14 protein-coding genes are annotated in these 12933 nt (G+C 73.2%); 7 read left to right on the top strand and 7 right to left on the bottom strand.

Annotation, left to right across the window (positions count from 1 at the left end; translation table 11 throughout):
• Positions 1 to 105: 105 nt before the first annotated feature.
• Entirely contained in the window at positions 106 to 519 is a 414-nt protein-coding gene (locus BM314_RS22800) for a PaaI family thioesterase (protein WP_091980418.1), read from the bottom strand.
• Between the two features lie 472 nt (positions 520 to 991).
• Between BM314_RS22800 and BM314_RS22795 the strand changes: the two genes are divergently transcribed.
• The 4 genes from BM314_RS22795 to BM314_RS22775 all read left to right on the top strand — a co-directional run bounded on the left by BM314_RS22795 (position 992) and on the right by BM314_RS22775 (position 4179).
• On the top strand, positions 992 to 1501 hold the full coding sequence (locus BM314_RS22795) for a Ros/MucR family transcriptional regulator (RefSeq protein ID WP_091928091.1): 510 nt from the start codon (positions 992 to 994) through the stop codon (positions 1499 to 1501).
• Between the two features lie 511 nt (positions 1502 to 2012).
• Entirely contained in the window at positions 2013 to 2474 is a 462-nt protein-coding gene (locus BM314_RS22785) for a GNAT family N-acetyltransferase (protein WP_091980379.1), read from the top strand.
• Positions 2475 to 2543: 69 nt separating this feature from the next.
• On the top strand, positions 2544 to 2900 hold the full coding sequence (locus tag BM314_RS22780) for a hypothetical protein (protein ID WP_020091135.1): 357 nt from the start codon (positions 2544 to 2546) through the stop codon (positions 2898 to 2900).
• Between the two features lie 148 nt (positions 2901 to 3048).
• Positions 3049 to 4179: a DUF2336 domain-containing protein gene (locus BM314_RS22775; RefSeq protein ID WP_020091136.1), complete on the top strand. Its 1131-nt coding sequence runs from the start codon at positions 3049 to 3051 to the stop codon at positions 4177 to 4179.
• Between the two features lie 11 nt (positions 4180 to 4190).
• On the opposite strand, the gene BM314_RS22770 is transcribed toward BM314_RS22775, so the two are convergent.
• Entirely contained in the window at positions 4191 to 4532 is a 342-nt protein-coding gene (locus BM314_RS22770) for a hypothetical protein (protein WP_091980377.1), read from the bottom strand.
• Between the two features lie 261 nt (positions 4533 to 4793).
• Between BM314_RS22770 and BM314_RS22765 the strand changes: the two genes are divergently transcribed.
• Positions 4794 to 6677, top strand: a complete 1884-nt coding sequence (locus tag BM314_RS22765; RefSeq protein ID WP_244540006.1) for a sensor histidine kinase — start codon at positions 4794 to 4796, stop codon at positions 6675 to 6677.
• Between the two features lie 23 nt (positions 6678 to 6700).
• A complete protein-coding gene (locus BM314_RS22760; RefSeq protein WP_244540005.1) occupies positions 6701 to 7414 on the top strand; it encodes a peptidoglycan-binding domain-containing protein in 714 nt (237 codons plus the stop codon).
• Positions 7415 to 7480: 66 nt separating this feature from the next.
• Here the strand turns inward: BM314_RS22760 and BM314_RS22755 are convergent, their stop codons facing one another.
• Positions 7481 to 7771: a hypothetical protein gene (locus BM314_RS22755; RefSeq protein WP_091980372.1), complete on the bottom strand. Its 291-nt coding sequence runs from the start codon at positions 7769 to 7771 to the stop codon at positions 7481 to 7483.
• Positions 7772 to 8097: 326 nt separating this feature from the next.
• Between BM314_RS22755 and BM314_RS22750 the strand changes: the two genes are divergently transcribed.
• Positions 8098 to 8436, top strand: a complete 339-nt coding sequence (locus BM314_RS22750) for a DUF1491 family protein (protein WP_020091141.1) — start codon at positions 8098 to 8100, stop codon at positions 8434 to 8436.
• Positions 8437 to 8577: 141 nt separating this feature from the next.
• On the opposite strand, the gene BM314_RS22745 is transcribed toward BM314_RS22750, so the two are convergent.
• From BM314_RS22745 to BM314_RS22730, 4 genes are all read right to left on the bottom strand, one after another.
• A complete protein-coding gene (locus BM314_RS22745) occupies positions 8578 to 9627 on the bottom strand; it encodes a ketopantoate reductase family protein (RefSeq protein ID WP_091980370.1) in 1050 nt (349 codons plus the stop codon).
• Positions 9628 to 9906: 279 nt separating this feature from the next.
• On the bottom strand, positions 9907 to 10890 hold the full coding sequence (gene dgcA / locus BM314_RS22740; protein ID WP_056526441.1) for an N-acetyl-D-Glu racemase DgcA: 984 nt from the start codon (positions 10888 to 10890) through the stop codon (positions 9907 to 9909).
• Positions 10891 to 11053: 163 nt separating this feature from the next.
• Positions 11054 to 12067 (bottom strand): N-acetyltransferase DgcN, encoded by a 1014-nt coding sequence (gene dgcN / locus BM314_RS22735; RefSeq protein ID WP_091980367.1) that lies wholly within the window; start codon positions 12065 to 12067, stop codon positions 11054 to 11056.
• A gap of 258 nt (positions 12068 to 12325) precedes the next feature.
• On the bottom strand, positions 12326 to 12877 hold the full coding sequence (locus BM314_RS22730; protein ID WP_091980365.1) for a GNAT family N-acetyltransferase: 552 nt from the start codon (positions 12875 to 12877) through the stop codon (positions 12326 to 12328).
• Between the last annotated feature and the right edge of the window lie 56 nt (positions 12878 to 12933).

The following is a 12933-nucleotide window of genomic DNA, read 5'->3' as shown; positions in this document are numbered from 1 at the left end:
TCAATGCGGTCGCGGCCCCGCACGGGCGCGCAGGGCTCGCGCGCAGGGCTCCCGCGCCGGTGTCCCGACCGGCGACAACGCCCCTACGCGGCCCCTACGCGGCCCCTACGCGGGCGCCGGCCGCTCGCCGACGGGCTTGAGCAGCCCCGTGGCGGTCGCCACCAGCTCCCCGGCCTCGTCGCGAATCTCGGCCTCGCAGAAGATCACCGACCGCCCCGCCCGGGTGACCCGTCCCTCGGCGGTCAGGACGCCGCGGCCGGGGGCGAGGAAGCGGGTCTGCATGTCGAGGGTCACCACGGGGCGCCCCGCCCGCAGCCGCGCCGCCGTCCCCAGGGCGACGTCGAGCAGGGTGCAGAGCGCGCCGCCATGGGCGATGCCGAGGTTGTTGGCGTGCTCCGGCCGCAGGGCGAGGCGCAGCCGCGTCCGGCCCGCGCGCACGTCGAGCGCCTCGATCCCGCAGTGATCCACGAACGGGATGACGGCGCCGAAGACGGTGCCCGTCTCCGAGCGCTGATCCACTTGCTGGTCCACTTGGTGATCCACTTGCTGGTCCACGCCGATCGCCCCGGATCCTGCCCCGCCCGGATCCTTATCGCCCGGCCGCCTCCGAGGCCATGACCGGTCCGCGGCAGATCACGTGACAGTCCGGCCGAAACGTTCGTCCCGTCCCGAAGGCTCACGGGACATCGCGGCGGGCCGCCGCGTGAAGTTCTGCGCCTCTCATCAGACCGGAGACGGATCTTCGCAGAGGAAGCCCGCGGCGAGATCGCGGCGGAAGGCATAACCGGCGCCCGTCCGCGTCGCCCGGTCTCGTCCAACTTCGGCTCCGGGGTGTCGGTTTGCTCGACGGTCGATTTCAGCTCGACCCACGGTTTGAATAATATGCGTGTTCATGGCGGGGGCATTGTGTAGGGAAATGCTCGACGACGACTTGATTTTGCTGCACAGACGTTAGAACCGTCTCACGACGGTCGGATAGAGGGAATCATCGATGGACGACAACGCCACTGAGCAGCAGCAGACCTTTATCGAGCAGGCGTCCGACATCGTCTCGGCGTATGTCTCGAACAATTCCGTGCCGATCAGCGAATTGCCCGGTCTGCTCGCCGGCGTTCACGCCGCGCTGACGAAGCTGTCCGCCCCCGCGGCGACGGTCACCGAGGCGGCCGACAAGCCGACGCCGGCCCAGATCCGCAAGTCGGTGACGCCGGACGCCCTGATCTCGTTCATCGACGGCAAGCCGTACAAGACGCTCAAGCGGCACCTGTCGCGCAACGGCCTGACGATCGAGCAGTATCGCGAGCGCTTCGGGCTGCCGCGCGACTATCCGTCGACGGCCGCGAGCTACTCGGCCCAGCGCTCGGAACTCGCCCGCAGCCTCGGCCTCGGCCAGCAGCGCCGCAAGTCCGCCGCCCCGGCGCCCGAGCCCGAGCCCGTCGCGGAAGTGGCCGAGAAGCCGAAGCGCGCCAGCCGCACCCGCAAGGCCAAGGAGACGGCCTGAGCCCGGCCTGAGCCCGGCAACGCCCGGGCTCGTGGTTACCGGCCGGCGCGCGACCCGCGCGCCGGTCCGTTACGCGAAATCGGCGAGGTCGTCGGCCACGTCGCCCGCGGCGATCTCCGTCTCGGCCTTGTGCCGCTCGACCGCCTCGGCCTCCGGCCCGACCTCTGCCTCGGTCATGCCGGACCGCGGGCCCGGCCCCTCGGGCGCCGGCGCTGTCTCCGGCCGCGCCTGGCCGGCCTCCCCTTCGGAGGCTCGATCCGTCACCCGCCCCGCCATGCTGCGCGCTCCCCGATCCGCCGACGGGAGAGCAAAGCGCGGACGGCCCGGCGCGTTCCGCGCGCGCCGCATCACGACGGCGCCGCGCGCGACGGAGCCGATCCCGCGGTGATCGCGATCTGCGGGATGGCGCCGCGTTTGAGCCTCGGGACCGCGACGCGCCGTGTCGAGAGGCCTCGCCACGCGTTGAACCGCCGGACATGCATGCGCCGGACATGCCGATCGGGAGCGGGATTTGGGCAATCGTTACGGGCTGGAGATTCGCGCCGCCGCGGGGCCGGACGCCGCGGGTCTCGCGGCGCTGCTCAGCGAGGCGGGGGTCGCGGTCGGCGCCGCGGACCTCGCGGCCCGGCTCGAGGCCCTGCAGCGGGACGGTGACATCGCCCTCGTCGCCGTGGAATGGGGGCCGCCGAGCGGCCTCATCGCCGTCGCCCCCGTGCGGACGCTGGACGCGCCGCGGCCCTTCGGCCTGATCACCGGCCTCGTGGTCGCCGCCGAGTCCCGCCGCCGGGGCATCGGTCGGGTCCTGCTGAAGGCGGCCGGCCGGGCGGCGCGGCAGGCGGGCTGCGACCGGCTGCTCCTGGCCGCGGGGCCGGACCAGGCCGCCCTGCGCGCCTTCTGCGCCGCCGCCGGCTTCGCCGACGAAGGGACCGTGCTCGCGCGGCCGCTGCTGAAGCGGGGCACCGGAGACGGCTGAGATCCGCGACATCCTGGCCGAAGCCGGCGGGGCTCACCGGGCGTTACCCCCGGAGAGTGGAGCCCCCCGATGACGCTGCGATCCGAGACCCCGCCACCGCCCGCGAACCTGCCCTGCGATCCGCCGCCGGATTCCGAGGCGCCGACCGCCGCGCAGCTCAAGGGCGACATCGACAGCGGCCGCACCGCCGACAAGACCCCGCACATGGATATCGGCGCGGCCCCGCTCGGGACCTGCGAGGAGGCCGGCGGGACGCCGCCGACGCCCCGGGAGGTCCGGATCGCCCGGCAGAACGAGCGGGCGCCCTCGGAGCGGGCGGCCAAGGGTTACCCGCACCAGCGGCAGCCCTGGGTCCTGCCGCTCTACGCCGGCATCATCGTCGCGGCCGCCGTGGGGCTCGGCCTCGTGCTCTGGCTGACGCGCTGACGGATGCGCTGACGGTCCGGCCGGGGCGGGACCGCGCCGGTGCCATCCTGGCGCAGGACGGCACGGTCGCCGCGGAGGCGGTTTAAAGGTCGATTCACGTCGATGCGGTTAGCGTGACCTTACTGCAGTCTTGCGTAACCGATCCTCCATGCCCCCTTCCGTCGATGCTCCGCCGGACCTGTCCGGGCTCCTCGAACTGTCACGCATCGAGAATCTCGATCTCAAGCCGGTGATCCTCCGGGTTCAGACGGACCTGTTCGTCCGGGCCGCGGCCCGGGACCGGACCGAGATCGAGATCTTCGAGTCCCTGGCCTGCGGACTCATCCCGACGGTGGACGAGGAGACGGCCCGGGTCGTGGCCCGCAAGCTGGCCCCCTGCCCCGAGACGCCGCCCGCTGTGCTGGAGGCGCTCGCCCTGCGCGGCGGCGGCGCCCGCGACGCGGTGGTGGAGCTGGCCCCGACCCTGAGCCATCGCCTGATCGAGGCGGCCCTGGCCGAGGGGTCGGACATCGCCGCCCGCATCGCCGCTCGGGCCGGGCTGAGCCGGGAGGCGGTGGACGAACTCTCCCGCGAGGGCCGCCCCGAGATCGACCGCGCGCTGGCGGCCAATCTCGGCCACACCCTGCGGGGCGCGGCCCTGTCGCGGCTCGTGGACCGCGGTCGCACCGCCCCCGACCTCGCCCGGCTGCTGCTGGTCCGCCCCGACGTTTCGGCCGCCGACCTCGTGCCCCTGTACCTGCACGCCGACCCGATGCGCCGCACGGTGATCGGCCGGGCCGTCGAGGCGACCGCCGCCCTGCGCCCCTGCCCGCCGCCGCCCCGCGGCCTCGGCGAGACCCTGACCGGCCTGTCCGCCGCCCGCGACGTTCCCGCCTTCATGGCGGCGCTGGCCGACGGGCTCGGCCTGCCCCGCGATTTCCTGACCGTGGTCGCCGACGCGGGCACCCGCTACGACCTCCTGACCCTCGGCCTGCGGGCCGCCGGCCTGCACGAGGAGGAGGCGGTCTACATCTTCCTGACCCTCAACCAGGGGGTGGCGCGCTCGGCCGAGCGCGTCGCCGATCTGGTCCGGCTGTTCCGCACCGTGAGCCGTCCGGCCTCGCGGGACCTGATCGCCGCGATCCTCGACCGGCCGCTCGCCGAGCGCGGTCGGAGCGAGGCCCATCAGCCGGCACACGGCCCGGAGGCCAAGCTGCGCCAGGGCGCCGAGCGCGTCGCCGCGCAGCGGCCGCCCCTGCCGGCGCGGGCCCGGACGGCGAGCGGCGGGGAGCCGGGCTGACCGGCCGGCCGTCAGCGCGGGCCGGTCCGGGGATCGCTCTGCGGATCACTCTCCGGATCGGCGCCCCGCCAAGCGGGCTGCCGGTCCGTCTCCTGCAGGGTGTCGTTCGAGGGCGGCGCCTCCGCGGCTCGGCGGCTCAGCTCCGCCATCAGGCCGCGGGCCAGCACGGCGCGGACCGCCCGCTCCCGGGTCTCGGGCGGAACCGCCTCCAGGGCGGCCGGCACGACCGCCTGGGCGCTCGGGACCGCCCCGGCGAGCCTGCGGGCCTCCGCGGCCGGGTCCGCTCCGGTGCGAAGCATGGCGAAGTAGGAGAGCACGCCGATCACCAGCGCGGCGCGCAGCAGGACGGTCATGGAACGGTTTCTCCGCTCGAGATCGCGCGAAGCATTCGACGGATTTCGTGAACCGGGCCTCTACCGACCCGAGCTTTCCCGCACGATGGTGAATGAAGCTTGTTCGCGATCGGCTGGTTACCTCGCGGAAAGCATCCCGACCATTCGGACAAGTCCCGCAACACTCGTTTAAGCCGGCTCTGCGACCGTCCGGTAGTCGTTCGAAGTCGAACCGGAGGCGCGACGGATGCGGGAACGCAGCCAGCGCGACGCGTGCCAACCTTGACCATCAAGACCGTCCTGACGTCGCTGATCGATGACCGGCTCGCGGGCCTCGTCCACGAATCCGTGGTCGACAATCCGGCCGCCCGCGCGCGCCACCAGCGCTTCCTGGTGTCGCGGCTGGCGACCGGCGCCGTGATGATGGCCGGGCTGCCGCCCTACCTGCTGTGGCGCGGGGTGCCGTCGGGCTTCGAGGTCCTGGCGATCACGAGCCTGCTGCTGCCGGTCTTCGCCGCCGTCCTCCTCACCCGCACCGGCTCCCTCTGGGTCGCCCACGCGGTCTCGTCGGCGGGCCTGACCGGCCTCGTCGTCGCCCTGGCGGGCGTCACCGGCGGCGTCACCTCGCCCGCCGCGGTCTGGCTCGTGGCGATCCCCCTCGAGGCACTGGTCTCCGGCTCGCTCCGCGCGACGATCGCGGCCGCCGCGATGGCGGTCCTCGGCGTCCTGACCGTGGTGGCCCTCGGCGCCTGGGCCGGCTCCCTGCCGGTCATGGATATCTCGGCCGCGATCGCCCTGCCGGCCTTCGCCATCACGGCGATCGGCCACGTCGCCGCCCAGGCCCTGGAGCACATGCGCAACGAGGGCGTCTGGCGCGAGCGGCTGCGCGACAACGAGGCCCGCGACCGGCTGCTCCTCTCGGCGATCGACGACCTCGTGACCTGGCACGACCGCAACGGCCGCGTGCTGGAGGCCTCGGTCTCGGCCGTCCGGCTCCTGGGCAGCGACCCGGCCCGCCTGCGCGGCCACGGCCTGCTGGAGCGCGTCCACGTCGCCGACCGCCCGGCCTTCCTCAAGGCGGTGAGCGACGTCGCCGCGACCGGCCGGCCCGCGACCCTGCCCCTGCGCCTGCACGTCGAGCCCGAGACCGGCCGCGCCGACGGCGCGAGCCTGATCTACGCCGAGATGCGCGCCCACCGGATCGAGCACGGCGCGCACGACGCCGCCACGGCGGTCGTGGCGGTCACCCGCGACATGACCGAGCACCACCGGCACGCCGTCGAGCTGGAGCGCGCCCGCGCCGAGGCCGAGCGGGCCGACGCGATCAAGGGCCGGTTCCTGGCCAACGTCACCCACGAGCTGCGCACGCCGCTCAACGCGATCATCGGCTTCTCCGAGGTCCTCGCCGGCGAAGGCGCCGTCAGCCTCGGACCGGTCCAGGCGCGGGAATATGCCGGCATCATCGGCGCCTCGGGCCACCACCTGCTCGGCGTCGTCAACACGCTGCTCGACATGAGCCGGATCCAGAGCGGCAACTTCGACTGCGCCCCCGAGGCGTTCGACATCGCGGACCTGCTCCGGGCCTGCTGCGACATGATGCGCCTGAAGGCCGACGCCGCCGGCGTCGTCGTCACCGCCGCCCCGTCCGGACCGGTGGAGATCACGGCCGATCCCGCCGCCTGCCGGCAGGTGCTGATCAACCTCATCTCGAACGCCGTGAAGTTCACCCCGGCGGGCGGCCGCATCGACCTGTCCCTGCGGCGCGGCGCCGGCACCCTGGACATCGTCGTGGCCGATACGGGCGTCGGCATCGGCGCGGACGATCTGCCCAAGCTCGGCACCCCGTTCTTCCAGGCCGGGAGCGGCGGCTACAAGCGCCAGCACGAGGGTACCGGCCTCGGCCTGTCGGTGGTCCAGGGCCTCGTCGGCCTCCACGGCGGCTCCCTGCTGATCGAGAGCGCGCCCCAGGCCGGGACGGTGGTGACCGTCACCCTGCCCCTCGTCTGCCAGGCCCCCGCGGCCGCCCACGGCCCGGCCCCGATCCGCACGGCCGTGCGCGGCGCCCCGGCGCCCCGCCGCGTGGTGCGCCTGCCGCTCGGCCTGTTCGACGCGGAGCCGGGTCTCGCCGCGGCCCCGGCCGACCCGGTCCTGCGCCGCACCGGCTGACCCGAAGATCCCCGGAAGGAGACATGATGTCAGGCTACCGCGAGATCACCGTACCGGGCGAGCCCGGCCGCGCGCGCCGCGCCGCGCCGCGCCGCCCCGCGGTCCAGGGCGACTGGCGCGCCGTGCTCGTCGGCGCGCTGAAGGCGACGGGCGCCACCTGCCGGACCAGCCCGGGCGCCGTTCTCGGCAGCCTCGTCGCCCTCGGCGCGGCGGGCTTCGTCTGCGTCAACGCCCTCGGCTACCAGACCGGGCGCCACCCGGCGCCGATCCTGCCGAAGCTCGCCCAGAAGGCGCCCGCCCCCCGCGAGGCGGCGCCGGCCGCCAGGGAGGCCCTCCGGGAACCCGCGCGGGATCCGGTGCGGGTCATCGAGGCCGACCGCGCCGCCGCGCCGGTCCCCGCCAAGCCGGCGGCCCGGGACGCGATCGGCGAGCTGATCCGGTCCGAGGAGACCACCGCCTCGGTCACCCCGAAGGCGTCGCCGGTTCGGCCGGCCGCCAAGCCGGCCGCGAAGGAGACGGACGCCAAGGCGGCCAAGTCCGAGAAGGACGGCGATCCGGTGCTGCGCGCCCAGAAGGCGCTGTCGAAGCTCGGCTACGCGGTGAAGCCCGACGGCGCGATGGGCCCCGGCACCCGCGCGGCGATCGAGAAGTTCGAGCGCGGCGCCAAGCTGCCGGTGACCGGAGAGGCGACGGGCCGGACCCTGCGCGAGCTGATGGCGCGGGCGGGCCACGGCTAGCGGGACGGAAGCGGCGCCCGCTCCGCGGAAGCGGTGCGGGTGCCGGTCGCCGTGGGAGCGCGTCCCTCAGTACTGCGTACCGGTGAACCGGCAGATCGTCTTGCAGCGCGGGCCGCCATTGGCCTGCCAGGACTTCGCGTGGCCGATCGATCCGGTCATGTCCTGCGTGGGATTACCGCCGGGCCGGTGCACGACGATGTTGCAGGCATCACTCGGCGTCCGCTGGTAGCGCGGGCAGGACGCGGAGTCGCGGTGGCCCAGTAAATCCATGAGCGTCTCCGGACGGGCGTGGGCCGACGGCACAGCAAAGCACAGGCAGGCGACGATCAGCGTCGTGAGCGAGGTCATTCTCCGCATCGGATTGCTCCTCAAATCATCGTGGCATGCGAATTCGGGCGCCCTTTGCTCAGTTAGGCAGCAGAAAATACTATAGATGTGCGCTGACGCACATCGTTCAGTTCTTTTTTAATCCCGAGAAATACTGGATTTTTTGACGGATTATTCGCCGCGCTGAGCCGTTTGCTCTGGACGTGCGGCGTCGCGCATCCGCGCTTGCCCGTGCCGGCGCTTTCGCGCATGGCGGGGCTTGCGCCGCTCACAACCGGCCGGGTTTCAGGGGCCGACCGCCGCGCCGGATCGCCCGCCCACGGCGCGGGCCGCGCGATTCACAGGGCTACAGACGCATGCGCCTGCGCTCCGATTTCTGGGTCTCGGCCCATCTGCGGCGCCTGGACGTCGCGGGCATCCCGGCGGTGCTGCGCCGGCGCGGATCCGCGGAGGCGGGCGCGATCTTCGTGAAGGTCGATCGGCTCGACGGCAGCGCCGACCTCTACGGACCGGCGCCGCAAGCGCTGTTCGAGGCCGAGGAGAGCGGCGACCGCCGCTTCGCCGCGATCGTCACCGGCGGCAGCCCGCTCGACGTGGAGGAGCGCCTGACCAAGGAGATCCGGTTCGATTCCGATCTCTGGATCGTCGAGATCGACGACCGCCAGGGGCGGCATTTTCTGGATCTGGCGGAGTGATACCGTTTCCGGTTGGAGCCCTCGCCACCGTCTTTGCGGGCGCAGCGACGCAATCCAGCGGCGCCACGCCGACCGCTGGCGCGCCGCCCCGGGTCACTTCGCTCCGCTCGTGATGACGGAGCGAAGCGAGGGCAGCGCCCGTCAGCCCTCGATGATGCGCTCGTCGAGCTTGCGGTCGACGGTCTCGACGGTGCGGTCGATCTCGGCGTTCGGCTCGCCGAGCTGGTGCGAGATGAGCTTCACCAGCAGGTCGACCCGCTCGATGTAGGGCGCGCCGTTCGCGACGGCCCGCGCGGCCGAGGACGGCTTCAGCAGGCTCTCGGCGGCCTTGGCGTACTTCTCGAACGGCACCTGGTCGGCCGCGTCGGCGCCGAGCTTCCGGGCGATGCCGTCGACGTGGTCGTAGATCGCCCGCGAGCGCGCCAGGTCGCCGTGGACGGCGTCGTGGATGGATTGCGGCTCGCCCGGGGTGATGCAGCGGTAATTGCCGGTCAGCAGCATCGACCACTTGGCCAGCGGCACAAACAGCGAGTCGAACACCTTGAGCTTCACCGGCACGTCGTGCCCGTCGAGGCGCACGGCGTCGATGTCGGCCTCCAGCTCCCGGAGCAGCCGGTTATGGGCCTCGTCCGCGAAGGTCGCGGCCTTGAAGTTCGTCGGCAGGCCGACGTGGAGGACGTTCGCCTCCTCCTCCGGCGGCCGGAAGGCCTGCGGATCGGGGGAGCAGAGCGACACCAGACCCGGCTCGAACCGGTCCCACACGCCGGCATTGGTGTAGGCGTCCTCAAGGTCCATGGCGGCGAGCGCCGGGATCCGCTTGAGGTAGGGCAGCGGCGGCATGTTCATGATCGACAGGCACGGCAGCCTCGCCGCCGCGATCTTGATCATGAGGACGCGGATCGTGTGGTTGTTGTACTGCGGCTCCTGCATGGCCAGGCCGACGAGGTCGTAGCGCGACACGTCGACGTCCTCCGGCGGCATCGCGTCGACCTTGCCGGGCAGATCGCGCGAGTGAATCGCGCGGTGCTCCTTCTCGTCGCGCAGCTTGATGCGGACCTCGGTCCCCTCGCGGTTGATCAGATCCGCGGTCTTCCGCCGGCACACCAGGGTCACGTTGTGACCGGCCATCAGGAGCTTGGTGCCCAGGAGCGAGCCGTAGGAGGCCCCCAGGATCAGGATGTTCTTGGCCACGTCGGTCCTCCCCAGCATTGAGACTTGCTGTGTGTTGTCTGGCTGCTGGGAACAGCGCGTCCACGCCACGGCCCCAAGCGCACGTGCGATGGATGGCAGCCGGGCGAGCGGAAGGCAAGCCTTCTGGTATACCTAATCCCAAACCCTTTGTGAGGCCCTGCCGGTGACAGGCGGGGCGATCCCTATCCTCCGCACCCGGGATCTCCACAGGGTGGCGCCTCCGGGACATCGCGCGGGACCCTCTCGGGACCGCGGACGACGACCGGCCCGCCGCGGGCCCTAGCCCCAGAGGTCCGGCGTCGGCGGGTGCATCAGGCTGCCCTCGTAGCGCAGCGGCGGGTCACGGTCCCGGGCCAGCAGCAGCGGCCCGTCGAGGTCGACGAACTCCGCGTCGTTGGCGAGCAGGGCCGCCGGCGCCATGCCCAGCGAGGTGCCGAGCATGCACCCGACCATGATCGAGAGCCCCCGGGCCCGCGCCTCGCGGGCGAGGAGCACCGCCTCGGTCAGGCCGCCGGTCTTGTCGAGCTTGATGTTGATCGCGTCGTAGCGCCCGGCCAGCGCGTCGAGGCCGGCGCGGTCGTGGAGGCTCTCGTCAGCGCAGACCGGCACCGGGTGGGGGATCTCGGCGAGCAGGGCGTCGGCGTCGGCCGGCAGCGGCTGCTCGATCAGCGCGACGCCCGCCCGCAGGCAGGCCGCGAGGTTGGCCTCCACGTTCTCGGGCCGCCACGCCTCGTTGGCGTCGACGATCAGCCGGGATTCCGGCGCGCCGGCCCGCACCGCGGCGATGCGCTCCGGATCGCCGTCCCCGCCGAGCTTGACCTTGAGCAGCGGCCGGTGGGCGGCCTTGCGGGCGGCCTCCGCCATGCTCTCCGGCGTGCCGAGGCTCAGCGTGTAGGCGGTGATGGCCGGCCGGGGCTCGGCGAGACCCGCGATCTCCCAGGCGGGACGGCCCTGCCGCTTCGCCTCGAGGTCGAACAGCGCGCAATCGAGGGCGTTGCGCGCGGCGCCCGCCTTCATGCGGGTCATGAGCGCGTCCCGCCCGATCCCGGCCGCGATCGCCTCCGCCTGGCCCTCGATCAGGGCGCTGACGCTCTCGACGCTCTCCCCGTAGCGCGGATAGGGCACGCACTCGCCGCGCCCGACCGCGTCGCCGTCCGCGATCGTCGCCACCACGACGGCGATCTCGGTGCGGCTGCCGCGGGAGATCGTGAAGGCGCCGGCGATCGGGAAGCGCTCGACGGCGAGGGTCAGGCGGCGGGCCATGTCGTACGGTCTCCGGTTCAGGCCTGCGGTCGATGCAGCCCGCTCCGTCATCACGGGCGGAGCGAAGTGACCCAGGGCAGCGAGCGGCCGGTTGGCATGGCGCTGCTGGATCGCTTCGCTCGGCTCACGGGGACGGAGTGAGAGCCGGCACAGGGAAGCGGTATCAGATCGCCGGGAAGTCGGCGACGATCTGGTCGACCAGCCCGTCGACGCCGAAGCGCACCGGGTCGGTGGCGGGCAGGCCGTGCTCGGAGCCGAGCGCGTCGAGGAGCGCCCGGGCCTCGCCCTCGGCGAGCGCCTGGGTGTTCACCGCGATGCCGACCGGCTTGATCCCCGGATTGGTCAGGCTGCCGAGCTGCACGGTGAGGTCGATCACCTGCCGGATGGTCGGAAGCGGGTGCTTCACGCCGCGCATGTTGGTGCGGGTCGGCTCGTGGCAGACCACGAAGGCGTCGGCCTGGGCGCCGTGCAGCAGGCCGAGGCTCACGCCCGCGAAGGACGGGTGGTAGAGCGAGCCCTGGCCCTCGATCAGGTCCCAGTGGTTCGGCTCGGCCTCGGGCGAGATCGTCTCGACGGCGCCGGAGATGAAGTCGGCCACGACGGCGTCGATGGCGACGCCCCGGCCGGAGATGAACACGCCGGTCTGGCCCGTGGCGCGGAAATCGGCGTCGAGGCCGCGCTCGCGCATGCCGCGCTCCAGGGCCAGCACGGTGTACTTCTTGCCGACCGAGCAGTCGGTGCCGACGGTGAGCAGGCGCCGCCCCGTCCGCTTCGTGCCCTTGCCGGTGGGGAAGCGCTCGTCGGTGTGGCGGACGTCGTGGAGCTGGCGGCCGCGGCGGGCGGCGGCCTCCGCGATGGCCGGGACCGCGCCGAGCTTCACGTGCAGGCCGCTCGCCACGTCGAGCCCGGCCTCGATCGCCGCGACGATCTCCTTGACCCAGTGGTCCGGCAGGACGCCACCGGCGTTGACGACGCCGATCACCAGGGTCCGGCAGCCCTTCGCCAGGGCCTCGGGCAGGGTCATGTCGGGGATGCCGAGATCGGCGGCGCAGCCCGGCAGGCGCATCTGGCCGACGCACCATTCGGGGCGCCAGTCCTTGATCCCGTAGGCGGTCTTGGCCGCCAGCGTGTCGGGCACGTCGCCCAGGAACATCAGGTAGGGCGTGGCGATCTGCATCGGTCGAGCAACCTTCTCCGGGAGGCCGGCGGACCGTCTATGCGGGATCGCGGGCGGCGTGCGCAATGCATGGGGCTGGCCAAGGCGGTCGATGCGGCCGCCCCACGGAGCATACCGGCTCTGCACGCCGTCATCGCGAGCGCAGCGAAGCGACCCAGGGCAGCGCGACGTCATTGAGCGGGGCGCGACCCTGGCTCGCTTCGCTCCGCTCGCGAAGACGGTTCGTCGCCTCAGATCGGCGGAGCGCCGAAGCCCCGTTCAGGCGGCGCGTCGTCGCGCCACCCCCGCCTCGTCGGCCACCGCGCCCACCGGCGCCGGCACTCCGGTCGCCCGGACCATCCCCTCGGCGCCCGCCAGCGCGCCCGCGCGCAGCTCGAGACCGAGGAAGCGCGCGCGCTCGAACGGCCCCGGCAGGGTCAGGCCCTCCGCGAGCGCCCGGTCGAAGCCGAAGCGCGCGTAGTAGGGCGCGTCGCCGACCAGCAGCACGGCGCCGTGTCCGAGGGATTCCGCCCGGCCGAGGGCCGCCTGCATCATCACCGAGCCGAGCCCCTGGCCCTGGATCGCCGGATCGACGGCGAGCGGGCCGAGCAACAGCGCCGGGCGGGCGAGCCCGGCCTCGACGTGCCACAGCCGCAGGGTGCCGACGAGCCGTCCCGCCCGGGTCGCCGCGAAGGCGAGGCCGCGGGCCGGCAGGCGGCCCTCGCGCAGGCGCTCCGAGGTCTTGGCGCGTCGATTGCCGGGAAAGCACGCGTCGAGCAGGCGCTCGCGCGCCGGGACGTCGTGGAGATGCTCCGCGCGGATCTCGATCATGGCTGTGCCCTCCCCGGGCCGGCGAGCGGGAGAAGCGATTGTCTGTGACCGAGAGC

The sequence above is a fragment of the Methylobacterium sp. 13MFTsu3.1M2 genome (assembly GCF_900112625.1).
GTDB lineage: Bacteria > Pseudomonadota > Alphaproteobacteria > Rhizobiales > Beijerinckiaceae > Methylobacterium.
Note: the sequence above shows the minus strand (reverse complement) of the source record. Positions and strands in the feature narration are given on the sequence as shown.

What these genes read in the sequence shown, in the direction of transcription:
- BM314_RS22730 (WP_091980365.1), bottom strand. Translation starts at nt 12,877, where the DNA reads ATGATCGAGATCCGCGCGGAGCATCTCCACGACGTCCCGGCGCGCGAG.
- BM314_RS22795 (WP_091928091.1), top strand. Translation starts at nt 992, where the DNA reads ATGGACGACAACGCCACTGAGCAGCAGCAGACCTTTATCGAGCAGGCG.
- BM314_RS22770 (WP_091980377.1), bottom strand. Translation starts at nt 4,532, where the DNA reads ATGACCGTCCTGCTGCGCGCCGCGCTGGTGATCGGCGTGCTCTCCTAC.
- BM314_RS22750 (WP_020091141.1), top strand. Translation starts at nt 8,098, where the DNA reads ATGCGCCTGCGCTCCGATTTCTGGGTCTCGGCCCATCTGCGGCGCCTG.
- BM314_RS22755 (WP_091980372.1), bottom strand. Translation starts at nt 7,771, where the DNA reads ATGCGGAGAATGACCTCGCTCACGACGCTGATCGTCGCCTGCCTGTGC.
- BM314_RS22780 (WP_020091135.1), top strand. Translation starts at nt 2,544, where the DNA reads ATGACGCTGCGATCCGAGACCCCGCCACCGCCCGCGAACCTGCCCTGC.
- BM314_RS22760 (WP_244540005.1), top strand. Translation starts at nt 6,701, where the DNA reads ATGATGTCAGGCTACCGCGAGATCACCGTACCGGGCGAGCCCGGCCGC.
- BM314_RS22775 (WP_020091136.1), top strand. Translation starts at nt 3,049, where the DNA reads ATGCCCCCTTCCGTCGATGCTCCGCCGGACCTGTCCGGGCTCCTCGAA.
- dgcA (WP_056526441.1), bottom strand. Translation starts at nt 10,890, where the DNA reads ATGGCCCGCCGCCTGACCCTCGCCGTCGAGCGCTTCCCGATCGCCGGC.
- dgcN (WP_091980367.1), bottom strand. Translation starts at nt 12,067, where the DNA reads ATGCAGATCGCCACGCCCTACCTGATGTTCCTGGGCGACGTGCCCGAC.